Genomic DNA, 24,952 nt, shown 5'->3' with positions numbered 1-24,952 from the left:
AAGGACTGACGACCAGCAATGGCCGACGAAATCACTCCCGGCACCACCGAAGAGCAGGCCCCCGTGCTGCGCATCGAGCCCGTCGGGCTCGAGACGGAGATGCAGCGCTCGTACCTCGACTACGCGATGTCCGTCATCGTGTCCCGCGCGCTGCCCGACGTACGGGACGGCCTCAAGCCCGTCCACCGTCGCGTGCTGTACGCGATGTACGACGGCGGCTACCGGCCCGAGAAGGGCTTCTACAAGTGCGCCCGCGTCGTCGGTGACGTCATGGGTACGTACCACCCGCACGGCGACTCGTCGATCTATGACGCCCTCGTCCGCCTCGCCCAGCCCTGGTCGATGCGGATGCCGCTCGTCGACTCCAACGGCAACTTCGGTTCCCCGGGCAACGACCCGGCCGCTGCCATGCGGTACACCGAGTGCAAGCTCATGACGCTGTCGATGGAGATGCTCCGGGACATCGACGAGGAGACCGTCGACTTCCAGGACAACTACGACGGCCGCAACCAGGAGCCGACGGTCCTGCCGGCCCGCTTCCCGAACCTGCTGATCAACGGCAGCGCCGGCATCGCGGTGGGCATGGCGACCAACATCCCGCCGCACAACCTGCGCGAGGTCGCGGCCGGTGCCCAGTGGGCGCTGGAGCACCCCGAGGCCAGCCACGAGGAGCTCCTCGACGCGCTGATCGAGCGGATCAAGGGCCCGGACTTCCCGACCGGCGCGCTCGTCGTCGGCCGCAAGGGCATCGAGGAGGCGTACCGCACCGGCCGTGGCTCGATCACGATGCGTGCGGTCGTCGAGGTCGAGGAGATCCAGAACCGCCAGTGCCTGGTGGTCACGGAGCTTCCGTACCAGACCAACCCGGACAACCTCGCGCAGAAGATCGCCGACCTCGTGAAGGACGGCAAGGTCGGCGGCATCGCCGACGTCCGCGACGAGACCTCGTCCCGTACCGGCCAGCGCCTCGTCATCGTGCTCAAGCGCGACGCCGTCGCCAAGGTCGTCCTCAACAACCTCTACAAGCACACCGACCTGCAGACGAACTTCGGCGCGAACATGCTGGCGCTCGTCGACGGCGTGCCGCGCACCCTCTCGCTCGACGCGTTCATCCGCCACTGGGTGACGCACCAGATCGAGGTCATCGTCCGCCGGACGAAGTTCCGGCTGCGGAAGGCCGAGGAGCGCGCCCACATCCTGCGCGGTCTGCTCAAGGCCCTCGACGCGATCGACGAGGTCATCGCGCTCATCCGCCGCAGCGACACGGTCGAGGTCGCCCGCGGCGGCCTGATGGACCTCCTCCAGATCGACGAGATCCAGGCCAACGCGATCCTGGAGATGCAGCTCCGCCGCCTCGCGGCCCTGGAGCGGCAGAAGATCGTCGCCGAGCACGACGAGCTCCAGGCCAAGATCAACGAGTACAACGCGATCCTGGCCTCGCCGGAGCGCCAGCGGTCGATCGTCAGCGAGGAACTCGCGGCGCTCGTCGAGCGGTTCGGCGACGACCGCCGGTCCAAGCTCGTGCCCTTCGACGGTGACATGTCCATCGAGGACCTGATCGCCGAGGAGGACATCGTCGTCACGATCTCCCGCGGCGGCTACGTGAAGCGGACGAAGACCGAGGACTACCGCTCGCAGAAGCGCGGCGGCAAGGGCGTGCGCGGGACGAAGCTGAAGCAGGACGACATCGTCGACCACTTCTTCGTCTCGACCACCCACCACTGGCTGCTCTTCTTCACCAACAAGGGCCGGGTCTACCGGGCCAAGGCGTACGAGCTGCCGGACGCCGGCCGGGACGCGCGCGGCCAGCACGTGGCCAACCTGCTCGCCTTCCAGCCGGACGAGCAGATCGCCCAGATCCTGGCGATCCGCGACTACGACGCCGCGCCGTACTTGGTGCTCGCCACCAAGGCTGGCCTGGTGAAGAAGACCGCGCTGAAGGACTACGACTCGCCGCGCTCCGGCGGTGTCATCGCGATCAACCTCCGGGAGACCGAGGACGGCAGCGACGACGAGCTGATCGGGGCCGAGCTGGTCTCGTCCGAGGACGACCTGCTCCTCGTCAGCAAGAAGGCGCAGTCGATCCGCTTCACGGCCACGGACGACGCGCTCCGCCCGATGGGACGTGCCACCTCGGGCGTCAAGGGCATGAGTTTCCGCGCTGACGACGAACTGCTCTCGATGAATGTCGTCCGGCCCGGTACGTTCGTCTTCACCGCGACCGACGGCGGGTACGCGAAGCGCACCCCCGTCGACGAGTACCGCGTCCAGGGCCGTGGCGGCCTCGGCATCAAGGCCGCCAAGATCGTGGAGGACCGCGGCTCGCTCGTGGGCGCGCTGGTGGTCGAGGAGACCGATGAGATCCTCGCCATCACGCTGTCCGGCGGTGTGATTCGTACGCGAGTCAACGAAGTCAGGGAGACCGGCCGTGACACCATGGGCGTCCAGCTGATCAACCTGGGCAAGCGCGATGCCGTCGTCGGCATCGCACGGAACGCCGAGGCCGGCAGCGACGACGAAGATGCCGACGACGATGCCGAGGGCGTCGTCGAGGCGACCGAGGCCGCAGTGGTCGAGGCCGAGGCAGTCGAGGGCACGGAGCCCTCGGCCGGGGAGCACGAGGAGTAAGAGCGTGAGTGGAGCCACGGGCGCCGGATCGGCGGCTGCCGGAGCTTCTGCTGGTGCTGGAGCGAACGGCGCCCGTGGCCCCGCCACGGACTCCCAGGGGGTTGCGGTGACGGATACCCGAGGGCAGCAGCCCTCGTACGAGAGCTACAGCGGGCCGCTGCCCGGCGAGCGCACGGGTGCGCAGCAGCCGGGCGGCCCGTACCACCCGCCGCAGGCGTACGGCGCTCCGGCGCCGGGCGGTCAGGCGGGCGGCGGGACGCTGGGCGGCCAGACGGGCGCCGGGGCCGTGCGCCGGCCGCGTACGGGGGCGCGCACCACGCCCCGGACGCGCAAGGCGCGGCTGCGGGTGGCCAAGGCCGATCCGTGGTCGGTGATGAAGGTGAGCTTCCTGCTCTCCATCGCGCTGGGCATTTGCACGGTCGTCGCCGCTGCGGTGCTGTGGATGGTCATGGACGCCATGGGCGTCTTCTCGACCGTCGGCGGCACGATCAGCGAGGCGACGGGCTCGAACGAGTCCAACGGCTTCGACCTGCAGTCGTTCCTGTCGCTGCCGCGGGTGCTGATGTTCACCTCGGTGATCGCCGTGATCGACGTCGTTCTGATGACCGCTCTGGCGACGCTGGGCGCGTTCATCTACAACCTGTCGGCCGGTTTCGTCGGAGGCGTGGAGCTCACGCTCGCCGAGGACGAATGACCTGCGAGGGGGCCGGGCCGGAACCGATTTTGGGACTGGCCCCCACGTGCGCTAATCTTCAGGAGTCAGCGCGCGGGACACACACCGCAAAGCGCGGCGGGGCTATAGCTCAGTTGGTTAGAGCGCATCCCTGATAAGGATGAGGCCACAGGTTCAAATCCTGTTAGCCCCACAGTATCGATCGACCCGGACGGTTCCTCCGTCCGGGTCGATTTGTTTGTCCGGGGAAGACGAGGGCGCGTCGAGGGTTTGAAACTCGTACAGGTCACCGATCGGTATCGGTCGATGTGTAGAGTGGGCGTCAGAAGTCTCCTACGTCAACGAAAGACGAGGTCGCGCGGTGAAGAAGCTTCTCCTGGTCGCACTGGCCGCCATCGGCGGGCTCCTCGTGTACCGCCAGATCCAGGCGGATCGCGCCGAGCAGGATCTGTGGACGGAGGCGACCGACTCCGTGCCCGCAGGTTCGGGTGTCTGAGACGAGAACCGTCTGTGGGTGGAGCCCCGGCCGCGCGTGAGCGGGCCGGGGCTTTGCTTTGCCTGAGCGAACAATTTGCTTGCTTGAGTAAAGGGGAGAGGCGCGTGAGGACGCAGGCCGGCATGGGACGTGTCGAAGGCATGGGGCGCATCGGACGTGTCGAGCGCTTCAGGCGCGGGACCGGGGTCGCCCTGGTCGCGGCGGTGGGCGTCGCTGTCGCGGCCGTGGGCGCGGTCACGGCGCTGCCGGGCCAGGCACGGGCGGCCGACGGGGGCACGCTCCCGCCGTACGCCTTCGACGGCACGGCCCAGCGGGTCAAGGGGGCCGCTTCGAGCTCGGACGCCGTGCAGCTGAAGACCGGGGAGACCTACCGGGACACGCTCAAGAAGGACGGCAAGGTCTACTACCGCGTCGACCTCGACGACAAGCTCAACAGCTACGTCTCCGTGGTGGCCGTACCGAAGCCCGGTGGCAAGGTCGAGTACGGCGACGGTTTCAAGGTGAGCATGCAGGACGGCTCCGGCACCGACTGCGGCTACCAGCAGGTGTCGTTCTCCTCCGCCGAGTACGCGCGGCCGCTCGCCGGGTACGCCCGCCGCATCGTCGACCCGGACAGCTCCAGCTGCCAGAAGGCGGGCGCCTTCTACGTGCTCGTCGAGCGCACGTCGAAGCCCACCTCCGCCTCGGACGACTGGGAGCTGGAGATCCGGCACCTCTCCGAGCCGGGCCTGAAGAAGGCCGGCCCGACCGAGCTCCCCGAGGCCTGGTCCTCCGCCACGCCCCCGCCGCCGACGGGCGGCCCGCAGAAGCGGCAGGGCGGCGCGGGCTTCCACGACGCCGTCTCGCTGACGCAGGGCGAGTGGCGGTCCGACATCCGGCCCGGCCAGACGCTCTTCTTCCGGGTGCCCGTCGACTGGGGGCAGCAGCTCTTCGCCACGGCGGAGCTCGGCAGCAGCGCCGCCGCGGACGAGTACGTCGGCAACGCGCTGGTGCTCTCCCTCGACAACCCGGCGCTCGGTCACGTCGACGAGAACACCGGAAGCTACGACGGGAAGCAGACGACGCTGGTGCTCGACGCGCAGCGGCCGGTGGCGCACGAGAACCGCACGTCGTACAACGACGCCGCGAGCGGCATGCGGTTCGCGGGCTGGTACTACCTGTCGGCCACGCTCAATCCGGCGATCGCCCAGGAGTACGGGGACAAGCCGGTGCCGCTGACGCTGCGGGTGAACGTCACGGGGGCGGCGAAGCCCGGGCCGGGGTACGTCGGGGACCCGGGCCCGTTCGCCGTGACCGCCGACGACAAGGAGGCGGCGGCGAACGGCGCGAGCGGCTCGCAGGCGGCGGAGGACAGCGGCGCCATGCAGTTCGTCGCGGTGGCCGGGATCGGCACTGGGAGCGTGCTGCTGCTCGGGCTCGGCGCGTGGACGCTGGTGGCGCGGCGGCGGGCTGTGTAGGGCGGTGTAGGGCGGTGTAGGGCCCTGTCCGGGCCCTTGCGGATGGCTCGGGTCTGGGCGGCTCGGGTCTGGGTTGGCTCGGGTCTGGGTTGGCTCAGGTCTGGGCGGCTCGGGTGCGGGCGGCTCAAGTCCGGGCTGCTCAGGTCTGGGCGAGGGCCCAGAAGCCGACCGCCAGGCAGATCAGGGCGAGCAGCAGGACCGGGACCGTCACCTTCGGGGGCGGTCCCGGTCGGCGTACGGGGACCGGAGCCGTGGCCGGGGACGCGGGCTGCGCGTGGTGCGCCGGTGCGGTGTGCTGACCGGGAACCTGAACGGGTCGAGCGGTGTATGGATGAGTAGGGGCCGGTCCGAACGGCGCCGCGGCCGTGGGGGCCTGGTCGAAGGAGGGGGTCGGGTGCGTGACCGGCGGGGGCAGGTGGAAGCTGCCCGTCTCGGAGGCGGGCGGGACGGGCGCGGTCGGCGCCGATACGGGCTGCTGGTGCTGCTGGTAGGCCTGTGCGGGGTGCTGCTGGGTCGGTACGGGCGGCACGGGCGGCACGGGGGGTGCTACGGGCGGCATGGCGTCGGCGGGGCCGGCCGGGCCCTGGGGGCCGAAGCCGGCCGGCAGCGGGCCGATCTGGTCGAAGATCTCGACCGGCGGCTCGTCGGGACGCGGCTCGGGCAGCATCTCGGCGGCGGCGTCCAGCGCCTTGCGCGCGCCGGTGGCCGTCCGGAAGCGGGCCTGCGGGTCGGGCTGGAGCAGCCCGGCGAGGACCTGCCACAGCGGTTCCGGGATGCCCTCGGGGGCGCTCGGGGTGCCGTACGTGAGGAAGTGCGAGACGAGGGCCTGGGAGTCCGGGCTGCGGCCCTGGAGCAGATAGAGCGCGACCAGGCCGACGGCGAACAGGTCGGCGGTGAAGTCCGGCTCGGCTCCGAGGAGTTGCTCGGGAGCGAAGTAACCGGGCGTGCCGACCACGTAGTTGGTCTCGGTGAGCCGGGGTTCGCCCTTGCGCATCGAGATGCCGAAATCGGACAGCCGCAGGTGCGGCCGCCCGGTTCCGGTGACGTCCAGAAGGATGTTGGCGGGCTTGATGTCCCGGTGGACGACGCCTTCGGCGTGCACCGTGGCCAGACCGGAGAGCAGCTGGTCGAGCAGGGTGCAGACGAAGCGGGGCGGCAGCGGGCCGTAGTCCCCGACGACATGCGCCAGCGAGCCGCCGGCGACCAGGTCCATCGTGAAGAGGACCTTGTCGTCGTCGGCGGCCCAGCTGGCCGGGGCGAGGACGTGCGGATGGTCGATCCGCATCGCCTGCTCGCGGACGAAGCGGAGCAGCGTGTGGGCGTCGCTCTGCTGGAGCACCTTGGCCGCCACGTACCGTCGGCGCCGGTGGTCCCAGGCGCGCCACACCGCGCCCGCCCCGCCCCGTCCGATCGGGTCGATCAGCTCGTACCGGCCAGCGAAGACCTCACCCATCGCGCTGCGCCCGCTCCCCGTCGTCTCGTGTCCCCCCGATACCGGCCGAGTGCCGGTACCGCGTCAGTTCTGGTGCGACTCGTAGTGCGCGACCGCGTCAGCGGTGCGCCCCGCGCCGTACACCCGGAGGAACTCTGCCAGTTCCGGGTGGGCCGGGGCGAGGGAGTCGGCCGCGTCGATGATGTCGCCCGCGGCCGCCACGGACCGCAGCAGGGACTGGATCTCGCGGACCACGCGGCGCACGGTCGGCGCACCGGAGCCGGTCGGGGCCTGGGCGGTGCTGGTGAGGACGGAGCCGCCCTGCGACTTCTTGACCTCGTCCATGCGGTCGGTGGCCTCGGCGGCGCTGACGCTGCCGTCGGCGACCTGGACGGCGAGCTCCTGGAGGGCCTGGACGCGCTGGACGACGGCAGGGTTGCCGATCTTGGCCCGCTGGCCGCTCATCAGCTGGGACAGCATGGGCGCGGAAAGCCCGAGGACGGCCGCGAGCCTGGCCTGATTGAGCCCGAGATCGTCGATCAGCCGACGGAAGAGCGCCCCCAACGGCTCCCCGTACCAACTGCGCTGAAGCTCTCTGGCTCTTGCCGTGGCTTCCTGCTGCGCTGCGTCCATTACTTCTCCCCATCCCTTAGGTTCGCCACTGCGAACCTCGATCAGCATCTTACGGAGAGTGGTCGTGGACCGGGAGTCCCTATCCTTTTGCCGGACATGGGGGGTGACCCGGTACGCTGTTCTCGTTCCGGGGCCTTAGCTCAGTTGGTAGAGCGCTGTCTTTGCATGGCAGATGTCAGGGGTTCGACTCCCCTAGGCTCCACCTGGATGCACCCCCTTGATCAGCGGAAACGTGATCAAGGGGGTGTTTTTGTGCCCTTTTCCGGTGGTCCGGGGTGGTCCCGGTGGTCCCGGGTGGTCCCGGTGGTCCCGGGCAGGCTCAGAGCTCGGCGAGGGTGCCGTCCACGGTGGCCGGCAGGGCCTGCCTGTCCCGCCGGACGCGGCCGAGGACGCGCAGCCCGTAGTACGGACGTCCTGGTCCGGGCCGGAGGCCTCGACGGCGGCGTTGATCGCGAAGCAGCCGCGGCCGTCGGTCTGAGTGGTGCCAAACGCTGTTCGGTCGGGTCGGTCAGAACACCTCGGGGGCGAGCTCCCGCAGGACCGCGATCCCCTCGTGGGCCTGCGCCTCCGCGTGCCGGTTGCCCAGCTTCCCGGCCAGCTCCAGGGCCTGCCGGTGCAGTCGCAGGGCCTCGTCGGGGAGGCCCGCGAGGCGGTACGTCTCGGCGTAACCGTCCAGGAAGTGGATCTTCCAGTGCTCCTCGAAGACCTCGTCGAGCAGCGCGAACGCCTCCCGGTGACTGGCCAGGGCCTCCTCGTACCGGCCCATCTGCCGCAGCGCGACGCCCCGGCAGTTGAGGCACCACGCCTGGTTGTGGAGGTGCCCGTCGTCCCGGGCCACCGCCAGTGCCCGACCCAGGTGCTCCACCGCCTCCTCGGGCCGCTCGTGCGCGACGGCCACCCCGAGGGTGATCCGGGCGGTCAGCGCGGGAGGCCACGTGGGGTCGGAGTGCGGGATGCCCAGCACCTCCCGGGCCCGCTCCGCGGCCTCCTCCCGGTGGCCCAGCTGGAGCATCGCCCAGGCCTCCGAGGCGGCCGCGTGGGCCGCGCCCGTCGGGCTGCCGGCCTCCTCGTACAGCTTCCCCGCCAGCCGGAAGAGGTCGAGCGGCTCCTCGACGTGTCCGGCGTCCCAGCTCAGGTAGCCGCGGCGCAGGGCCAGTTCGGCCTCCGCCCGGGTGTCCCCCGCGCGGGCCGCCAGGACGCCGGCCTCCTCGTACGAGGCGGTGGCCTCCGCCATCCGGCCCGCGTTGTACCGCGCGAAGCCCAGGTCGCTGTGCGCCTCGGCCAGCTGCAGCGGGTCGCCCAGGCGCTCGGCGGCGGCCAGCGACCGCTCGAAGAGGTAGTTGAGGTGGGACGTGCCGCAGCGGCGCGCGAAGTACGCCCGGAGGAAGCGCGGCAGCTCGCACACGTGCGTGTCGGCTCCGACGGCGGCGGCCGTCTCGAAGGCGGCCAGGAGGTTTCCGTACTCCGTGACGAGCCAGGTGAAGGCCGCGTTCTTGTCCGCGAACCGGGGCAGCGCGGCCGGCGGCAGGCCCGCGGAGGCGGGGCGGCCGGGCGCCAGGTACGGCATCGCGGCATCGGCCGCCGCCGTCGCGTGGACGTAGTAGTCGAGTACGCGGTGGAGGGCCCGCTCCCGCTCGGACGCCGTGTCCTGCTCCGCCACCGCCCGGCGCGCGTGCTGGTGCACCAGGTCGTGCAGCCGGTAGCGGCCCGGCGTCGGCTCCTGGACGAGGTGCGCGTCCAGGAGGTCCTCCAGGGCCGCCCGCGCCTCGCGCAGCGGCAGGTCCGCGAGCGCCGCCACCACGTACGCGTCGAACGACTCCCCCGGCAGCAGGCCGAGCTTCCGGAACAGCCGGGCCAGGGCGCGGTCGAGCTGCCGTACCGACATGGCGAACGCCGCGCCGAACTCGGCGTCGACCTCGCTCGCGCCCTCGTCCGCGCCCTCCGACATCCGCTCGACGAGGATGCCCACGGTCCAGCCCGGCCGGTGCCGCAGCCGCGCCGCGGCCAGCCGCAGCGCCAGCGGCAGCCGGCCGCACAGCCGCAGCACCTCGGCGGCGGACTCCGGATCGCGGCCGAGCCTGCCGTCGGGGCCGCCCGGGTCGCCGCTGGCGCGGGAGAGCAGCTCCGCGCTCTCCTCCGGGCTCAGCACGTCGAGCGAGACCGGGGGCACCTCGTCCAGGCCGAGGAGACGGTTGCGGCTCGTGATCAGGGCGACGGACGGCCCGGCGCCGGGCAGCAGCGGGCGGACCTGCTCGGCGTCGGCGGCGTTGTCGAGGACGACGACGACCCGGCGGCGCGCCAGCTCCGACCGCCAGCAGGCGGACAGCTCCTCGACGCCTTCGCGCGGGACCTTCTCGGAGGGCACGTCGAGCGCGGCGAGCAGCATCCGCAGCGCCGAGTCGGGGTCGAGCGGCGGCCGGCCCTCGGTGAAGCCGTGCAGGTCCACGTACAGCTGGGCGTCCGGGAAGTCGGCGGCGAGGCGGTGCGCGGCGTGCACCGCGAGGCAGGTCTTGCCGACGCCCGCCATGCCGTCGACGGAGACCGCGCGGTGGCTCTCGACAGCGGCGAACACGGCGGCGAGCCGCTCCTCGCGCCCCGTGAAGTCGGGCACGTCGCGGGGCAGGTCGTTGCGGGGCAGCGGCCGGATCTGCCGACTGCTCTTCGGCGGCGCGGGCAGGGGGTTCGAGGCCCGCTCCCACAGGGGCCGCAGCGGGCGCGGGTCCCGCTTCACCAGGCGGCAGAGGGCGACCACCGCGGGCCAGGGCGGCACGGTCAGGCCGTTGAGGTAGCGGGAGAGCGAGGAGGAGCTGAGGCCGGTGTCGCGCGCGAGCGCCCGGACGCCGAGCCCGGACAGCTCGTGGAGCAGGCGCAGCCGGGCGGCCAGTTCCTCCTGCGGGTCGGCCCCCGAGGCTCTGCCGTGTGAGTCGGCCGGTCGTACGTCGTCCATGGTTCCCCCGTCGTCGTGTCCCGCGCGGGGCGAAGTCTTCCGAGCCAACTCGTCGCAGGTCAAGGATGATTGAGCTGTCCCACGGTGTCCCATCGCGATGGCCGGGGCGGGCGGAACGGGCTGTCATGGAGCCACGCCCCGAGGGAACGGGGCACCGACCCGGAAGAGGTGAAGAGGTGCCGAGCGAACCGCGGTCCCGCATGCAGAACCCCGTCGCCGTGCTGCCCGCCGCGATGCGCCCCGTCCAGGAGCTCCTCGGCGCCGTGCGCTCCGGCGGCGTGGACGGGCAGACGCTGGAGCTCGTCCACCTGCGGGTCAGCCAGATCAACGGCTGCTCCGCCTGCGTCGACGGCGGCACCAGGACGGCCCGTGCGGCCGGTGTGAACGACGAGCGGCTCGCCGCGGTCGCCGCCTGGCGCGAGGCCCCGTACTTCACCGCGGCGGAGCGCGCGGCCCTCGGGCTCGCCGAGGCCGCGACACGGATGGCCGACCAGCCCGACGCGGTGAGCGACGAGGTCTGGGACACGGCCGCCACGTACTACGACGAGAAGCGGCTCGCCGCGATCATCCTCATGGTCGGCGTGACCAACCTGTTCAACCGGCTCAACGCGACGACCCGGCAGATCGCCGGTTCGCGCGGCTGACGCCCGCCCCTACCGACGTACACACGAGAGAAGGAAGCCCGCCATGACGAACACCCGGAAGCCCGCCGAGAAGGCCACCGCGACCACCGCCGCGGACAAGACCAAGGCCGAGGGATTCACCGCCGAGGAGCGGAGCGCGATGAAGGAGCGCGCCAAGGAGGTGAAGGCGTCCGCGCGCCGCGGATCGCGCGCCGAGAAGGCGGCGGAGGAGGAGGCGGCCGTGGTCGCGAAGATCGCCGAGATGCAGGACTCGGACCGGGACATGGCCGAGCGCATCCACGCCGTGGTCAAGGAGAGCGCCCCGGAGCTCGCACCGAAGCTCTGGTACGGGATGCCCGCGTACGCCAAGGACGGCAAGGTCGTCTGCTTCTTCCAGAGCGCGCAGAAGTTCAACGCGCGGTACGCGACCTTCGGCTTCAACGACGTGGCGAACCTCGACGACGGCACGATGTGGCCGGCCGCCTACGCCCTGAAGGAGCTGACCGCCGCGGACGAGGCGCGGATCGCCGAGCTGGTGAAGAGGGCGGTGAGCTGAGGCCGCGGGGCCAGGGCCGGAGCCACGGCCGCACAGGCCAGGAGGTGGCCATTGATCCGTACGGGTGGTGTTCATCGGAAGAACTGCGCGGGGGTGGCGTCGCTCCCCGGAATCTCGGGCCGCATCCACATCATGTGGAAAGTACGTAAAGCGCGCAACCCGAAATGAACCATCCGAGAACGTCACGAAAGTGAGGGATCATGGCCACCGCCAAGGTCAAGCAGTTCTGGACCGCCTTCATCTCCGTCCTCTTCGCCCTGCTCGCCTCCGTCGGCCTGGCGAGCACCGCCGCCGCGGCCCAGCAGCCCGCCGTGCAGCAGCCCGAGGAGCCGGCCGGTTCCGCCGCCCCCGCCGCCGTCCCCGCCACCGGGGAGCGCGCCGTCGCCTCCGTACCGGCACAGCGGACGCACCGGTGGCCCCTCGTCGGCGACCGCTCCCTGCCGCCCACCATCAAGCAGCGCATCGGCGCCGAGGCCCACGGCTCCTCCCCCTCGGTACGCCACCGCCACGCGGGCGGCGCGGCCGAGAGCGACCCGGTCGCGCTGACGGAGCTGGCGCTCGCCGCGACCGCGCCGGCGACGGGTGCGTAGGACGCGGGGAGTAGACGGCGTACGCGCACTCCCCGCGCCCGTGAGAACTGCAGCAACCGCAGCAACTGCAAGAACCGCAGGACCGGTAAGACTCGCAGGACCCGCAGAAACCACAGGACCCGTAAGACCCGCAGGACTGGTGAGACCCGCAGGACCCGCAAGCCCCGCAAGAACTGCAGGACCCGCAAGCCCCGCAAGAACTGCAGGACCCGCAAGCCCCGCAAGAACTGCAGGACCCGCAAGCCCCGTAGGACCCCCTAGCCCCTCAGAGCACCACCCTCGTACCCGTCCGGACCGCAGCGGTCAGCGACGCTCGTCGCGATCGGCTTCCGCCGCATCGGCCGCCGCCTCAGCCTCGATCTCGGCATCCGCCTGGATCTCGGCCTCGGCTTCGGACTCCTTGAACTCGACCTCCGGGTCGAGGAACCCCCCATTGCCGTCACCGGACGACAACGCGGAACCCTCGCCCACCTCGGTGGGAGCGGGCGGCTCGACCAGCCAGTCGGGATTGGCCTGCTTGTCCCACCACTTCCAGGCGGCGTAAACGCCGCCGGCCACCAAGCCGAGGATCACGAGTCCCTTGGCGAGGCGACCGGCCCTGGCCCGCCGCTCGTGCTTCCTCAAGATCTTCTGAATTTCCTTCGGCGTCACCTGTCCGCGCAGCGCGGCCCAGGCGGCGGTGGAGCGCGACCCGGCCTCCTCAAGGACGGGACCGGTCGCGGCGACCGCGTGCTCGACACGCGGAACGGTGTAGTCGGCCGCCTGACGGGCGGCTGAGCGGGTCATGACCGCCGCGCGCTGCGCGGCCGCGTCGACCCGCGGCGGTACGTGCGGTGCGACGTGCGACGCGTACTGCGCACGCGCTTGTACTCGGGCCTGTCGTGCGGCCTTCGAGACCGTCGGCGCGATCCGCACCCGCGCCTCGTGCGCGTAGTACGTGGCCTGGTCCTTGGCCGTTTCGGCGTACGGCGCCACCACTTCCGCGGCGTGCAGGACGCTCTCCTTCGCCGAATCTGACGCGGCGCGCACGCTGTCCATGCGGGTCACGGGATTCCTCCTCCTCGGTGGCGACGATGTCGGTTTTTCACCTTTCCATCCTTTTCGGAATCATGCCCCTCGGACCGAAGTCCGGCATGTGGGGCGGGCATCCGGGGCATGCGAGGATCGGTCACGCCAGAGACAGACGTGACATGACGCGACACGATTCGACGTGGACGGAAGGCGACCGTGGCCGAGCAGCTGTACGCGATCCTCAAGACCAGCCTGGGTGACATCGAGGTCCGGCTGATGCCGTTCCACGCCCCGAAGACGGTGCGCAACTTCGTCGAACTCGCCGGCGGCGAGCGCGAGTGGACGCACCCCGCCACGGGCAAGGTCTCCTCGGACCGGCTCTACGACGGCACGGTCTTCCACCGGGTCATCAAGGGCTTCATGATCCAGGGCGGTGACCCGCTGGGGAACGGTACGGGCGGGCCCGGCTACGAGTTCGCCGACGAGTTCCACCCGGAGCTCTTCTTCGACCGTCCGTACCTGCTGGCCATGGCCAACGCCGGCCCGGGCACCAACGGCTCGCAGTTCTTCGTCACGGTCGGTGCCGCGACCTGGCTGAACCGCAAGCACACGATCTTCGGCGAGGTCTCCGGCCTGGAGAGCCGGAAGGTCGTGGACGCGATCGCGGCGGTCGCCACCGACCCGCACACCGAGCGCCCGCTCCAGGACGTGGTGATCGACTCCGTGGTGATCGAGAAGCGCTGAGGCGGAAGCGATGGAAGGGATAGAAGGCATGGAAGGGGCGAAAAACCCCGTGGATCCGCAGTCCGGCCTGCCCCGCTGCTACCGCCACCCGGAGGCCGAGACCGGCATCCGCTGTGCCCGCTGCGACAAGCCCATCTGTCCGCAGTGCATGATCTCCGCCTCCGTCGGCTTCCAGTGCCCGGACTGCGTGCGCAACGGTTCGGGGACCGGCCACGCCGCCGACGCCAACCAGCCCCGGACGCTCGCGGGCGGCAGGGTGGCGGCCGACGACCGGCTCGTCACCAAGATCCTGATCGGGATCAACCTCGCGGTCTACCTCATGGTGCTGCTGTTCGGGCAGCGGTTCGTCGACGAGCTCGTGCTCATCGGCTACGCCTACATGCCGTCGCTTGGCGAGGTCGTCGGGGTCGCGGACGGCGAGTGGTACCGGCTGCTGACCTCGACCGTCCTCCACCAGGAGGTCTGGCACATCCTCTTCAACGTGCTGGGCCTGTGGGTGATCGGCGGGATCGTCGAGCCCGAGCTCGGCCGGATCCGGTTCGCGGCCCTCTGCCTGCTCTCCGGGCTGTCCGGCTCCGTGCTCGCCTATCTCGTCGCCGCGCAGAACCAGCCCTCGCTGGGCGCCTCCGGCGTCGTCTACGGCCTGATCGGCGCCTGGGTCGTGCTGGCCCGCCGCAAGCGGCACGACATGCGGCCGGTGGTGCTCTTCGTGGCGCTGTCGCTGCTCATGACGTTCACCCGTCCGGGGATCTCCTGGGAGGCCCACGTCGGCGGTCTCGTCGGCGGCGCCCTGGTGACGTACGCACTCGTGCACGCGCCGAGGGCGCGCAGGGACCTCGTGCAGTACGGGGCCTGTGGACTGCTGCTCCTGATCGACCTGGGGCTGGTGCTCGCCCGATCCGCCGCGCTCACCTGAGCTCAGGGGGCTGTGGATGAGCACTTTCGCGAGCTTTCCCCAGAGTTATCCACAGTGTGGGGCGGATCGTTTCCGCGTCTGAGGGAAAGACTGCACCCCTCGCCTCTGACCTGGTGTTTCTCCAGGGAGGCGAGGGGTGTTTCCCGTCCTTCCGCGAGTGATCGCGGTCAGGGAGCGGTCATACCGGCGTCAATCTCGTGCAAGTTATCCACAGATCTTCGTAAGTTATCCAGTGCTGTGTACAACGCTGTGGATAAGTTCAGGGGAGAGCTTGACGAGCCGCCGGTCCAGCCGATAAATCGCCGGCTACTTCCACTGTGTGGAGACGCCGAAACCCGCGGCGATGAAGCCGAAGCCCACCACGATGTTCCAGTTGCGGATCGCCTCGATCGGCATCGAACCGTCGGTGACGTAGAAGACCACGATCCACACCAGCCCGATGGCGAAAAGCGCCAGCATCACAGGCGCCACCCAGCTGCGGTTCGTCAGCTTGATGTTGGTGGCCTGCTTGGTGGGCGTAGGCGTGAAGTCGGCCTTCTTGCGGATACGTGACTTCGGCACGAGGGACTCTCCTGTCGATGCGCTGCGTGACCGCGCAGGGAACTGTGGCTGGCGCCGGGATGTGACGTAGGAGGAAGACTGCGTCCCCCGGGCGTCCGTTAGCGTAGTGGTTCCGCGGCACCGAAGGGGATCAGGGTACGTTGAGCAATTCCGCCGACACTCCCGCAGGGCCGGGCCGCACCACGAGGTGGCGCCCCGTCCGGGTGCTCACCCTTGCCGTCTTCGCCCTCGCCGGACTGATCTTCGTCACGAGTTTCAACACCGCCAAGGGCACCAATATCCGCACGGACGCCTCGCTGCTCAGGCTCTCCGACCTGATCGAGGAACGCAGCCACAAGAACGCCGGGCTCGACGAGTCCACCGCTGCCCTCCGCTCCCAGGTCGACGGCCTCGCCGCACGCGACGACGGTTCCACCCGTGCGGAGGACGCGAAGCTCGACGCCCTCGAAGCCACAGCGGGCACCAAAGAGGTCGCCGGCTCCGGCCTCACCGTCACCCTCGACGACGCCCCGCCGAACGCCCAGGCCGCCCCCGGATACCCCGAACCGCAGGCCAACGACCTCGTCATCCACCAGCAGGACCTCCAGGCCGTCGTCAACGCCCTGTGGCAGGGCGGCGCCGAGGGCATCCGCGTCATGGACCAGCGGCTCATCTCCACCAGCGCCGTGCGCTGCGTCGGCAACACCCTGATCCTCCAGGGCCGCGTCTACTCGCCCCCGTACAAGATCACCGCCGTCGGCGACCGAGGGAAGCTGAGCAAGGCGCTCGCCGACTCCCCGGCCCTCCAGAACTACCAGCTGTACGTCAAGGCGTACGGGCTCGGCTGGAAAGTCGACGACCACAAGGCGGTGACTCTGCCGGGCTACTCGGGCACAGTGGACCTCCACTACGCGAAGCCGGTGAGCTGACCGGTCAGCTGACCGGAGGGACTGCGGGGAGGGGCGCGTGGGCGGCGTGCGGCTCGTCGTGCGGACCTTCAGCGAGCTGTGCCTGACCGTCGGCACCCTGATCGTCCTCTTCGTCGTGTACGTCCTGTACTGGACCGGGGTCCAGGCCGAGAGCGCGAGCGCCGGCCAGATCGACACCCTCCAGCGGGAGTGGGCGGCGGCCCCGGTCGCACCGCCACCGCCGAGGCCCTCTTCGGGGCCGCCCGCGTCCTCACCCGCCCCCAAGGCACCGGCCTACACCCCCGGCAAGGGAATCGCCGTCATGTACGTCCCCCGGCTCGGCAAGGACTGGAAGTGGCCCGTTCTCGAAGGCACCGGCCCCGGCGTCCTGAAGAAGGGCCTCGGGCACTACGCGGCCACCGCCCGGCTCGGCGCGACCGGCAACTTCTCCGTCGCCGGCCACCGCCGCACGTACGGCGACCCGTTCAAGGACTTCCCCCGGCTGCGCGCCGGCGACGCGGTCGTCCTCACCGACGGGACGACCTGGTTCACGTACCGGATCGACCGCGGCCCCTACCGGACCGTGCCCACCGACGTCGGAGTCGTCGCCCCCGTACCGAAGAAGTCGGGCTTCGACGGGCCCGGCCGCTACCTCACCCTCACCACCTGCGAGCCCGAGTGGGGCAGCAGCCACCGACTGATCGTCTGGGCGCACCTCGACGGCACACAGCCGGTGACCGACGGTCGTCCACAGGCTTTGGACAGCTGACCCCCCACGGCCCCCTCGCCCCGTACTCTGGTCCCCGTAACGAACGGAAGGGGCGGTCGACGTCATGTACGGCTGGATCTGGAGGCATCTGCCGGGCAACGCGTGGGTGCGGGCACTGATCTCGATCGTGCTGGTGCTCGCGGTCGTCTACGCCCTCTTCCAGTACGTGTTCCCCTGGGCGGAGCCCCTGCTTCCGTTCAACGATGTGACGGTGGACGGCCAGTGAGCGCGCGAATTCTCGTCGTCGACAACTACGACAGCTTCGTCTTCAACCTCGTTCAGTACCTCTACCAGCTCGGTGCCGAGTGCGAAGTGCTCCGCAACGACGAGGTCGAGCTGAGTCACGCCCAGGACGGCTTCGACGGCGTCCTGCTCTCGCCCGGACCCGGCGCGCCCGAGCAGGCCGGCGTCTGCATCGACATGGTCCGGCACTGCGCCGACACCGGCGTGCCCGTCTTCGGTGTCTGCCTCGGCATGCAGTCGATGGCCGTGGCGTACGGCGGCGTCGTCGACCGCGCGCCCGAGCTGCTGCACGGCAAGACCTCCCTCGTCACCCACGAGGGACAGGGCGTCTTCGCCGGTCTTCCCTCGCCCTTCACCGCGACCCGCTACCACTCGCTGGCCGCCGAGCCCGCCGCCCTGCCGGCGGAGCTCGAGGTCACCGCGCGGACCGAGGACGGCATCATCATGGGGCTGCGCCACCGTGAACTGGCTGTCGAAGGCGTGCAGTTCCACCCCGAGTCGGTCCTCACCGAGCACGGCCACCTGATGCTCGCCAACTGGCTGGAGCGTTGCGGCGACAAGGGGGCGGTCGCACGGTCCGCGGGGCTCGCGCCGGTGGTGGGCAAGGCCGTCGCGTGACGACGGGTTCGCCGTGGTTCCGGGACGGGGGAGGCCCGGCGCCGGAGCCGATACCCGTGGACCCGTACGCGCAAGGGCAGCAGCAGCCGTACGAGCCGACGCCCGCGTACGAGGCTCCGTACGAACCCGGTTACGACGCCCCGTACGACTCCCGGCCGGCGTACGAGCAGCAGCCCGCGTACGAGCACCAGCCCCCGTACGAACCGCAGCCCGCGTACGAGGCTCCGCCTGCTGCCTACGAGCCTCCGCCCGCTGCCTATGAGGCTCCGCCGGGCTACGAGGCCCCGCGCGAGCCAGCGGCCGGGCCCGCGTACGCGCCGTACGCCCCGGAGGAGCCCTCACAGGCCACACAGGCCCCGCCGGCCCCCCGGGACGAGACCGTGGCCCTGCGGGCCGTGGAGACGCCTCCGGGGCCCGGACGGGCCGAGCGCCGCCGCGCGGCCAAGGGCGGCAGCGGCAGAGGCAAGGGCCGCGGCACCTCCCCTGCCACCGGGGGCCCCGGAACCGAACCCCGTGCCCTCTCCCGCGTCGAGGCGCGCCGAGCCGCCCGCGCGGCCAAGGACAGCGTCGGTGTCGTCGCCAGCCGGATCATCGGGGAACTCTTCATCACCTTCGGCGTCGTCATGCTGCTCTTCGTCACCTACCAGCTGTGGTGGACGAACGTCCTCGCCGGCCAGGAGACCGACCGGGCCAAGGAGCAGATAGAGGACACCTGGGCCAAGGGCGACGACAACAAGCCGGAGGCCTTCGAACCCGGCCAGGGCTTCGCCATCATGTACATCCCCAAGCTCGACGTCGTCGTGCCCATCGCCGAGGGCATCAACAAGACCAAGGTCCTCGACAAGGGCATGGTCGGCCACTACGCCGAGGGAAAGCTCAAGACGGCCATGCCGTCCGACAAGCAGGGCAACTTCGCGGTCGCCGGACACCGCAACACGCACGGCGAACCGTTCCGGTACGTCAACCAGCTCAAGCCCGGCGACCCGATCGTCGTCGAGACCCAGGACGCGTACTACACCTACGAGATGGCGAGCATCCTGCCCCAGACCGCGCCGTCGAACGTCTCGGTGATCGAACCGATCCCGAAGGGATCCGGCTTCACCAAGCCCGGCCGGTACATCACGCTGACCACGTGCACGCCCGAGTTCACGAGCACGTACCGCATGATCGTCTGGGGCAAGCTCGTCGAGGAGCGCCCGCGCAGCAAGGGAAAGCCGGAGGCCCTCGTAGGCTGAGCCCCGACACCTCCGGACGGGATGACGGGACGACCTAGTGGCACGCGTGCGTAACCGGATCGCCGGGATCATCAGCGTCTTCGGCGAACTCCTCATCACAGCGGGCCTGGTGCTCGGCCTCTTCGTCGTCTACTCGCTGTGGTGGACCAACGTCCTCGCCGACCGCGCGGCCGACCAGGACGGCGCCCAGGTCCGCGACCGCTGGGCCGACGGCCCCGGCGCCCTCGACACCAAGGACGGCATCGGCTTCCTCCACGTCCCCGCCATGGGCGACGACGAGATACTGGTCAAGCAGGGCACCACCAGCACCATCCTGAACAACGGCGTCGCCGGCTACTACACCGACCCGATCAAGTCCGCCCTCCCGCAGGACAAGAAGGGCAACTTCACGCTCGCCGCGCACCGCGACGGCCACGGCGCGAAGTTCCACAACATCCACAAGCTGAAGACCGGCGACGCGATCGTCTTCGAGTCCAAGGACACCTGGTACGTCTACAAGGTCTACAAGACGCTGCCGGAGACCACGAAGTACAACGTGGACGTCCTCCAGCCCGTCCCCGAGGAATCCGGCAAGACCAAGCCGGGCCGCTACATCACGCTGACGACCTGCACCCCGATGTACACCTCGGACTACCGGTACATCGTCTGGGGCGAACTGGCCCGCACGGAGAAGGTCGACCGCGACCGCACCCCGCCGGCGGAGCTGCGCTGACACCCCTCCCACGACCGAGCCCCGGCATCCATGGGATGCCGGGGCTCGGTCGTGCTGCGTGCGGGTGCGGCCGTCAGTCGAAGAAGCCGCCGCCGCCGTTGTCGCCGCCGCTGTTGTCTCCGCCGGGGTTGCCGCCGTTGTTGCCGCCGGGCTGGCCGGCGTTCGGGTCGCCACCGCCGCCCACGGTGATGACGGTGACCGTGTCGCCCGTGTTGACCATCGAACCCGGTCCCGGGGTCGAGGTGATCACCGTGGCGTCCTCCTTGTCGGAGCCCGACTGGACGACGACCAGACCCAAGGCCTCAAGCTGCGCCTTGACGTCCTTGTACTGCTTGCCGCCGATGTCCGCGGGGACCTGGACCTGGACCTGCTGCGGGCCCTTGGAGACCTGGAGGGTCACCTGGGAGTTCTTCGCGGCCGAGGCGTTGCCGTCCGGGGACTGCTTCACGACCTGGTCCTTGGGCTGCTCCGAGTCCACGTACTGCGTGACCACGGTGAAGCCCAGGTCCTTCAGCTGCTGCTCGGCCTGAGCGAGCGGGTTGCCGACGACCGGGGGAACCGTCGTCAGCAGCTGCTTCGCGACGGTGATCGTCACCTCGGAGTTCTTCTCCGCCTTGGTGCCGGCGACCGGGTCCGTGCGCAGGACCGTGCCCGGGTCCTCCTCGGACTCCTCCTGCTCGACCTTGACCTTGAAGCCCTTGTCCTTCAGGGTCTGCTCGGCCCGCTCCTGGGACTGCTCGTTGACGTCCGGGACCTCCTGGAGGGGGGCGCCCTCCGAGATGTACAGCTGGATCGTGCTGCCGGTGTCCATCGTCGCGCCGGCGTCCGCGGCCGGGGTCTGGCGGCAGACGGACCCCTTGGGCTCGTCGCAGCGCTCCGTGCCGGCCTGGACGGCCTTCACCTGCGCGTTCGTCGCGAGGCCCTCCGCCGCCTTCAGCGTCTGACCGACGAGCTGGGGCACCTCGACCTGCTGGGGCCCCTCCTTCTTGTCCATCAGCGAGACACCGATGAAGATCGCGCCGACGAGCACCAGGATGCCCGCGAGAACCAGCAGGATCGTCGAGGTGTTCGACTTCTTCTGGCCACCACCGCGGCGCCGGTCCGGACGGTCGTCATAGCCGTAGCCGCCGTCGTCCCCGTTGATCGGGGGCATCATCGACGTCTGACCGGCCGGGTCGGCCTGGCGCAGGGCGGTGGTCGGCTGGTCCTCCGGGTAACCGCCGTAGCCCCCGCCGTACGCGGGCGCGCCCGCCATGCCCATCCCCATGCCCATCGCCGCGGCGGCCGCGACCGGCTGACCGTCGAGGCAGGCCTCGATGTCCGCGCGCATCTCGTCCGCCGACTGGTAGCGGTAGTCGGGGTCCTTGACCAGGGCCTTGAGGACGATGGCGTCCATCGACGGCGTGATCTCGGGGTCGAAGTTGCTCGGAGGCTGCGGCTCCTCACGGACGTGCTGGTACGCGACCGCGACCGGCGAGTCGCCCACGAAGGGCGGCCGGACGGTCAGCAGCTCGTACAGCAGGCAGCCCGTGGAGTACAGGTCGGACCGGGCGTCGACCTGCTCGCCCTTGGCCTGCTCCGGGGAGAGGTACTGGGCGGTGCCGATCACCGCGGCGGTCTGCGTCATGGTCATGCCCGCGTCGCCCATGGCGCGCGCGATGCCGAAGTCCATGACCTTGACCTGGCCGGTGCGCGTCAGCATGACGTTCGCGGGCTTGATGTCGCGGTGCACGATGCCGGCGCGGTGCGAGTACTCGAGCGCCTGGAGGATGCCGACCGTCATCTCGAGGGTGCGCTCGGGCAGCAGCTTGCGCCCCGAGTGCAGCAGCTCGCGCAGGGTCGACCCGTCGACGTACTCCATCACGATGTACGGGATGGAGACCCCGTCGACGTAGTCCTCGCCGGTGTCGTAGACCGCGACGATCGCCGGGTGGTTCAGCGAGGCGGCGGACTGTGCCTCACGGCGGAACCGGGCCTGGAAGGACGGATCGCGGGCCAGGTCGGCTCGCAGCGTCTTCACGGCGACGGTGCGGCCGAGCCGGGTGTCCTGGGCGATGTACACCTCGGCCATGCCACCACGGCCGAGCACCGAGCCCAGCTCGTACCGGCCGCCGAGGCGACGCGGCTCTTCCATAGCTAATCCAGCCCTCTCCGTCTGTCCCGACCGCACCCATGGGTGGTCCGGCGGTGTGTGCTGTTCGCGCATACGCTACCGGCCCCGGGAAGACGTTCCGCTCGGGGCCGGTAGCTGATACCTGACCGGTACCTGGCTGGTACCCGGCTCGTATGGGTCCGGGGGGATCAGCCCCGGTTCTTGATGACCGCCTTCATGACGGCCTTCGCGATCGGGGCGGCCAGGCCGCCACCGCTGATGTCCTCGCGGTCGGTGCCCGCGGAGTCCTCGACGATCACGGCCACGGCCACGGGGGAACCCTGGTCGGTCTTGGCGTACGAGATGAACCAGGCGTACGGACGCTTCGCGTTCTTGTCGCCGTGCTGGGCGGTACCCGTCTTGCCGCCGACCTTGACGCCGTCCATGTGCAGGTCGGCGTTGCCGCCGGTGCCCTTGGTGACGACGTTCTCCATCATCTGCTGGAGCTTCTGGGCGTTCTCCGGGGAGACCGGCCGGCTCATCTCCTCCGGGTCGTTCTGCTTGACGACGTCGAGGTTCGGAGCGCGCAGCTGGTCGATCATGTACGGCTTCATCAGCTTGCCGTCGTTGGCGATCGCCGCCGTGACCATCGCCATCTGCAGCGGGGTCGTCGCCGTGTTGAACTGGCCGATCGAGGAGAGCGCGTTGCCGCCGCGGTCCATCTTCTTGTCGTAGACGGAGGCGGCGGAGCGGACCGGGGTGAACTGCTCGGCGTTGAAGCCGAACTTCTCGGCCATCTCCACCATCTTGTCGCGGCCGACGTCGTCGCCGAGCTTCGCGAAGACCGAGTTGCAGGAGATCTCCAGCGCCCTGGTGAGGCTCGCGTTCGCGCAGCCACTGGCGTGGTTGACCATCTCCTTGGTGGAGAGCGGGATCTTCCAGCCCTCGGGGGTCTCGGTCGCCGCGTTGATGTCGGTGACCTTGCCGCTCTCGAGCGCCGCGGCGGCGGTGACGACCTTGAAGACGGAACCGGGCGGGTAGATCTCGCGGATCGCGCGGTTCAGCTTCGGCTTGCTCTTGTCCTTCTCCAGCGCGACCCAGGCCTTCTCGTCCTTGCCGGAGTAACCGGCGAAGGAGGAGGGGTCGTACGAGGGCGTGGACGCCATCGCGAGGATCTTGCCGGTCGACGGCTCGATCGCGACGACGGCGCCGGTGTTGTTCCCGAGGCCCTCGAAGGCGGCCTTCTGCGCGGCGCCGACGAGGGTGGTGACGACGTCGCCGCCCTTCTTCTTGTCGCCGGTGAACATGGCGAGCGTGCGGTCGAAGAAGAGCCGGTCGTCGTTGCCGGTGAGGATGCCGTCCTCGATCTTCTCGATCTGGTTGGCGTCGTAGGCCTGCGAGGCGTAGCCGGTGACCGGGGCCCACATGGGGCCGTCGGTGTAGGTGCGCTTGTACTTGAAGTACTCGTCCTTCGAGTCGACGGAGCCGGTGACCGGCTTGCCGTCGACGATGATGTTTCCGCGCTCGTTCGCGTACCGCTCGATCCGGACACGGGTGTTCTTGGGGTGCGAGTTCAGCTCGTCGGCGCGGACGAACTGCACCCAGTTGTCCCTCAGGAGCAGGGCGAGAATGAGCAGGCCGCAGAAGATCGCGACCCGGCGCAGCGGCTTGTTCACGGACGGACCACCTGGGTCATCTCGGCGTCGGGGGACGGGGCGGGCGCGGGCGCCGGACGGCGCGCCGTGTCGCTGATCCGGATCAGGATGCCGATCAGTGCCCAGTTGGCGATCACGGAGGAACCGCCGTACGCGAGGAACGGCATGGTCATACCGGTGAGCGGAATGAGCCCCATCACGCCGCCGGCGACGACGAAGATCTGCAGCGCGAAGGCGCCGGAGAGGCCCATCGCGAGGAGCTTGCCGAAGGGGTCGCGGGCGGCGAGGGCAGTGCGGACACCGCGCTCGACGATCAGCCCGTAGAGGAGCAGGAAGACCATCACACCGGCGAGTCCGAGCTCTTCTCCGACGGTGGCGAAGATGAAGTCGGAGTTGGCGGCGAACTGGATCAGGTCGGAGTTGCCCTGGCCGAGACCGGTGCCGAGGATGCCGCCGGAACCGAAGGACATGAGCACCTGCGTCATCTGGTCGCAGGCGTTCAGCATGTTCTGGTCGGTGGCCGTCTCCAGGCAGCCGAAGGGGTCGAGCCAGGCCGCCACACGGGACTTCACATGGCTGGCCGTGGAGCCGACGACTGCCGCACCGGCGACTGCCATCAGCAGACCCATGACGATCCAGCTGGTCCGCTCCGTCGCCACGTACAGCATGATCACGAAGATGCCGAAGAACAGCAGCGACGTACCGAGGTCGTTCTCGAAGACCAGGATGAGGAGGCTGACCGCCCAGATCGTGAGGATCGGGCCGAGGTCGCGGCCGCGCGGCAGGTAGAGCCCCATGAAGCGGCGGCTGGCCAGGGCCAGCGCGTCCCGCTTCACCATCAGGTAGCCGGAGAAGAACACCGCCAGGACCAGCTTGGCGAACTCACCGGGCTGGATCGAGAAACCGCCGATACGGATCCAGATCTTCGCGCCGAAGACATCCGCGCCGAGGCCCGGGACGAGCGGGAGCAGCAGCAGGACGAGCGAGACCACCATGGAGATGTACGTGTAGCGCTGCAGGACGCGGTGGTCCTTCAGGAGCAGCAGTACGCCCACGAACATGGCGATGCCGACCGCCGAGTACATCATCTGGCTCGGGGCGTCCGGGCTGAAGCTCTTGTACAGCCGCATCGATGTGGCGATCAGCCGCGGCGACTGGTCAAGACGCCAGATCAGCACCAGACCCATGCCGTTGAGCAGGGTCGCGAGGGGCAGCAGCAGAGGGTCCGCGTACGGGGCCCACTTGCGCACCACGAGGTGGGCGACGGCGGCGAGCAGCCCCAGGCCGAGTCCGTACCCCAGCATGCCGGCCGGGACCTTGCCGTCCATGGCCAGGCCCACGTTGAGGTACGCGAACACCGGGATGGCGACGGCGAACGCGAGCAGCGCCAGCTCGGTGTTGCGGCGGCTCGGCGCCTCGATCGCGCCGATCGTGGTCGTGTTGGTGACAACGCTCATGGTGGTGAAAGGCCCCC

At 70.2% G+C, this 24,952-nt stretch carries 23 protein-coding genes and 2 tRNA genes; 17 read left to right on the top strand and 8 right to left on the bottom strand.

The window, feature by feature from the left end; translation table 11 throughout:
* Positions 1-18 precede the first annotated feature (18 nt).
* From gyrA to ASC82_RS27855, 5 genes are all read left to right on the top strand, one after another.
* Positions 19-2,628 (top strand): DNA gyrase subunit A, encoded by a 2,610-nt coding sequence (gene gyrA / locus ASC82_RS27870; protein ID WP_056653663.1) that lies wholly within the window; start codon positions 19-21, stop codon positions 2,626-2,628.
* A gap of 106 nt (positions 2,629-2,734) precedes the next feature.
* Positions 2,735-3,322 (top strand): DUF3566 domain-containing protein, encoded by a 588-nt coding sequence (locus ASC82_RS27865; protein WP_056653661.1) that lies wholly within the window; start codon positions 2,735-2,737, stop codon positions 3,320-3,322.
* Positions 3,323-3,420: 98 nt separating this feature from the next.
* A tRNA-Ile gene (locus tag ASC82_RS27860) sits at positions 3,421-3,494 on the top strand.
* 168 nt (positions 3,495-3,662) lie between these two features.
* A complete protein-coding gene (locus ASC82_RS29770; protein ID WP_003958712.1) occupies positions 3,663-3,797 on the top strand; it encodes a DLW-39 family protein in 135 nt (44 codons plus the stop codon).
* Positions 3,798-3,919: 122 nt separating this feature from the next.
* On the top strand, positions 3,920-5,254 hold the full coding sequence (locus ASC82_RS27855) for a hypothetical protein (protein WP_242427807.1): 1,335 nt from the start codon (positions 3,920-3,922) through the stop codon (positions 5,252-5,254).
* A 139-nt stretch (positions 5,255-5,393) separates the two neighbouring features.
* Here ASC82_RS27855 and ASC82_RS27850 read toward each other — a convergent pair whose 3' ends face one another.
* Positions 5,394-6,707, bottom strand: a complete 1,314-nt coding sequence (locus ASC82_RS27850; RefSeq protein WP_056653657.1) for a serine/threonine-protein kinase — start codon at positions 6,705-6,707, stop codon at positions 5,394-5,396.
* 63 nt (positions 6,708-6,770) lie between these two features.
* Positions 6,771-7,319 carry a DNA-binding protein gene (locus ASC82_RS27845; protein ID WP_056653653.1) on the bottom strand — a complete coding sequence of 183 codons (549 nt, stop codon included), beginning with the start codon at positions 7,317-7,319 and terminating at the stop codon, positions 6,771-6,773.
* Between the two features lie 129 nt (positions 7,320-7,448).
* Here ASC82_RS27845 and ASC82_RS27840 point away from each other — a divergent pair.
* A tRNA-Ala gene (locus tag ASC82_RS27840) sits at positions 7,449-7,521 on the top strand.
* Positions 7,522-7,827: 306 nt separating this feature from the next.
* On the opposite strand, the gene ASC82_RS27835 is transcribed toward ASC82_RS27840, so the two are convergent.
* Complete coding sequence (locus tag ASC82_RS27835; protein WP_056653651.1) at positions 7,828-10,266, bottom strand: XRE family transcriptional regulator; 2,439 nt, start codon at positions 10,264-10,266, stop codon at positions 7,828-7,830.
* Positions 10,267-10,466: 200 nt separating this feature from the next.
* Here ASC82_RS27835 and ASC82_RS27830 point away from each other — a divergent pair, with 200 nt between their 5' ends.
* From ASC82_RS27830 to ASC82_RS27820, 3 genes are all read left to right on the top strand, one after another.
* A complete protein-coding gene (locus tag ASC82_RS27830) occupies positions 10,467-10,910 on the top strand; it encodes a carboxymuconolactone decarboxylase family protein (protein WP_056653648.1) in 444 nt (147 codons plus the stop codon).
* A gap of 43 nt (positions 10,911-10,953) precedes the next feature.
* On the top strand, positions 10,954-11,445 hold the full coding sequence (locus ASC82_RS27825; RefSeq protein ID WP_056653645.1) for a DUF1801 domain-containing protein: 492 nt from the start codon (positions 10,954-10,956) through the stop codon (positions 11,443-11,445).
* Between the two features lie 200 nt (positions 11,446-11,645).
* Entirely contained in the window at positions 11,646-12,035 is a 390-nt protein-coding gene (locus ASC82_RS27820; protein ID WP_056653641.1) for a DUF6344 domain-containing protein, read from the top strand.
* 303 nt (positions 12,036-12,338) lie between these two features.
* Here ASC82_RS27820 and ASC82_RS27815 read toward each other — a convergent pair whose 3' ends face one another.
* Entirely contained in the window at positions 12,339-13,082 is a 744-nt protein-coding gene (locus ASC82_RS27815; RefSeq protein WP_056653638.1) for a DUF5324 family protein, read from the bottom strand.
* 180 nt (positions 13,083-13,262) lie between these two features.
* Between ASC82_RS27815 and ASC82_RS27810 the strand changes: the two genes are divergently transcribed.
* Positions 13,263-13,790: a peptidylprolyl isomerase gene (locus ASC82_RS27810; protein WP_056653635.1), complete on the top strand. Its 528-nt coding sequence runs from the start codon at positions 13,263-13,265 to the stop codon at positions 13,788-13,790.
* Positions 13,791-13,818: 28 nt separating this feature from the next.
* The gene (locus ASC82_RS27805; protein ID WP_056653632.1) at positions 13,819-14,706 is read left to right on the top strand and encodes a rhomboid family intramembrane serine protease; all 888 of its coding nucleotides are present in this window, start codon (positions 13,819-13,821) and stop codon (positions 14,704-14,706) included.
* A 306-nt stretch (positions 14,707-15,012) separates the two neighbouring features.
* Here ASC82_RS27805 and crgA read toward each other — a convergent pair whose 3' ends face one another.
* A complete protein-coding gene (gene crgA, locus ASC82_RS27800) occupies positions 15,013-15,267 on the bottom strand; it encodes a cell division protein CrgA (protein WP_024760379.1) in 255 nt (84 codons plus the stop codon).
* A 140-nt stretch (positions 15,268-15,407) separates the two neighbouring features.
* Between crgA and ASC82_RS27795 the strand changes: the two genes are divergently transcribed.
* From ASC82_RS27795 to ASC82_RS27775, 6 genes are all read left to right on the top strand, one after another.
* Positions 15,408-16,175: a DUF881 domain-containing protein gene (locus ASC82_RS27795; RefSeq protein ID WP_024760378.1), complete on the top strand. Its 768-nt coding sequence runs from the start codon at positions 15,408-15,410 to the stop codon at positions 16,173-16,175.
* Between the two features lie 46 nt (positions 16,176-16,221).
* Positions 16,222-16,923 carry a class E sortase gene (locus ASC82_RS27790; protein ID WP_056654350.1) on the top strand — a complete coding sequence of 234 codons (702 nt, stop codon included), beginning with the start codon at positions 16,222-16,224 and terminating at the stop codon, positions 16,921-16,923.
* Positions 16,924-16,987: 64 nt separating this feature from the next.
* The gene (locus ASC82_RS30770) at positions 16,988-17,149 is read left to right on the top strand and encodes a hypothetical protein (RefSeq protein ID WP_024760376.1); all 162 of its coding nucleotides are present in this window, start codon (positions 16,988-16,990) and stop codon (positions 17,147-17,149) included.
* Entirely contained in the window at positions 17,146-17,784 is a 639-nt protein-coding gene (locus ASC82_RS27785) for an aminodeoxychorismate/anthranilate synthase component II (protein WP_056653630.1), read from the top strand. Before ASC82_RS30770 ends, ASC82_RS27785 begins: the two co-directional genes overlap by 4 nt.
* Entirely contained in the window at positions 17,781-19,019 is a 1,239-nt protein-coding gene (locus tag ASC82_RS27780; RefSeq protein WP_056653628.1) for a class E sortase, read from the top strand. Before ASC82_RS27785 ends, ASC82_RS27780 begins: the two co-directional genes overlap by 4 nt.
* Positions 19,020-19,056: 37 nt before the next feature.
* The gene (locus tag ASC82_RS27775) at positions 19,057-19,731 is read left to right on the top strand and encodes a class E sortase (protein ID WP_056653626.1); all 675 of its coding nucleotides are present in this window, start codon (positions 19,057-19,059) and stop codon (positions 19,729-19,731) included.
* A 73-nt stretch (positions 19,732-19,804) separates the two neighbouring features.
* Here ASC82_RS27775 and pknB read toward each other — a convergent pair whose 3' ends face one another.
* From pknB to ASC82_RS27760, 3 genes are all read right to left on the bottom strand, one after another.
* Positions 19,805-21,865: a Stk1 family PASTA domain-containing Ser/Thr kinase gene (pknB, locus tag ASC82_RS27770; protein ID WP_056653623.1), complete on the bottom strand. Its 2,061-nt coding sequence runs from the start codon at positions 21,863-21,865 to the stop codon at positions 19,805-19,807.
* A gap of 167 nt (positions 21,866-22,032) precedes the next feature.
* The gene (locus tag ASC82_RS27765) at positions 22,033-23,499 is read right to left on the bottom strand and encodes a penicillin-binding transpeptidase domain-containing protein (protein WP_056653620.1); all 1,467 of its coding nucleotides are present in this window, start codon (positions 23,497-23,499) and stop codon (positions 22,033-22,035) included.
* Positions 23,496-24,935, bottom strand: a complete 1,440-nt coding sequence (locus ASC82_RS27760; protein ID WP_056653618.1) for an FtsW/RodA/SpoVE family cell cycle protein — start codon at positions 24,933-24,935, stop codon at positions 23,496-23,498. Before ASC82_RS27760 ends, ASC82_RS27765 begins: the two co-directional genes overlap by 4 nt.
* Between the last annotated feature and the right edge of the window lie 17 nt (positions 24,936-24,952).

Source organism: Streptomyces sp. Root431 (genome assembly GCF_001426585.1).
Taxonomy (GTDB): domain Bacteria; phylum Actinomycetota; class Actinomycetes; order Streptomycetales; family Streptomycetaceae; genus Streptomyces; species Streptomyces stackebrandtii.
The sequence above is the reverse complement of the archived record's forward strand: the minus strand, read 5'-3'. Positions and strand labels throughout refer to the sequence as shown.

What these genes read in the sequence shown, in the direction of transcription:
- ASC82_RS27845 (WP_056653653.1), bottom strand. Translation starts at nt 7,319, where the DNA reads ATGGACGCAGCGCAGCAGGAAGCCACGGCAAGAGCCAGAGAGCTTCAG.
- ASC82_RS27855 (WP_242427807.1), top strand. Translation starts at nt 3,920, where the DNA reads ATGGGACGTGTCGAAGGCATGGGGCGCATCGGACGTGTCGAGCGCTTC.
- ASC82_RS27835 (WP_056653651.1), bottom strand. Translation starts at nt 10,266, where the DNA reads ATGGACGACGTACGACCGGCCGACTCACACGGCAGAGCCTCGGGGGCC.
- ASC82_RS27805 (WP_056653632.1), top strand. Translation starts at nt 13,819, where the DNA reads ATGGAAGGGGCGAAAAACCCCGTGGATCCGCAGTCCGGCCTGCCCCGC.
- ASC82_RS27850 (WP_056653657.1), bottom strand. Translation starts at nt 6,707, where the DNA reads ATGGGTGAGGTCTTCGCTGGCCGGTACGAGCTGATCGACCCGATCGGA.
- ASC82_RS27825 (WP_056653645.1), top strand. Translation starts at nt 10,954, where the DNA reads ATGACGAACACCCGGAAGCCCGCCGAGAAGGCCACCGCGACCACCGCC.
- pknB (WP_056653623.1), bottom strand. Translation starts at nt 21,865, where the DNA reads ATGGAAGAGCCGCGTCGCCTCGGCGGCCGGTACGAGCTGGGCTCGGTG.
- gyrA (WP_056653663.1), top strand. Translation starts at nt 19, where the DNA reads ATGGCCGACGAAATCACTCCCGGCACCACCGAAGAGCAGGCCCCCGTG.
- ASC82_RS27820 (WP_056653641.1), top strand. Translation starts at nt 11,646, where the DNA reads ATGGCCACCGCCAAGGTCAAGCAGTTCTGGACCGCCTTCATCTCCGTC.
- ASC82_RS27760 (WP_056653618.1), bottom strand. Translation starts at nt 24,935, where the DNA reads ATGAGCGTTGTCACCAACACGACCACGATCGGCGCGATCGAGGCGCCG.
- ASC82_RS30770 (WP_024760376.1), top strand. Translation starts at nt 16,988, where the DNA reads ATGTACGGCTGGATCTGGAGGCATCTGCCGGGCAACGCGTGGGTGCGG.
- ASC82_RS27830 (WP_056653648.1), top strand. Translation starts at nt 10,467, where the DNA reads ATGCAGAACCCCGTCGCCGTGCTGCCCGCCGCGATGCGCCCCGTCCAG.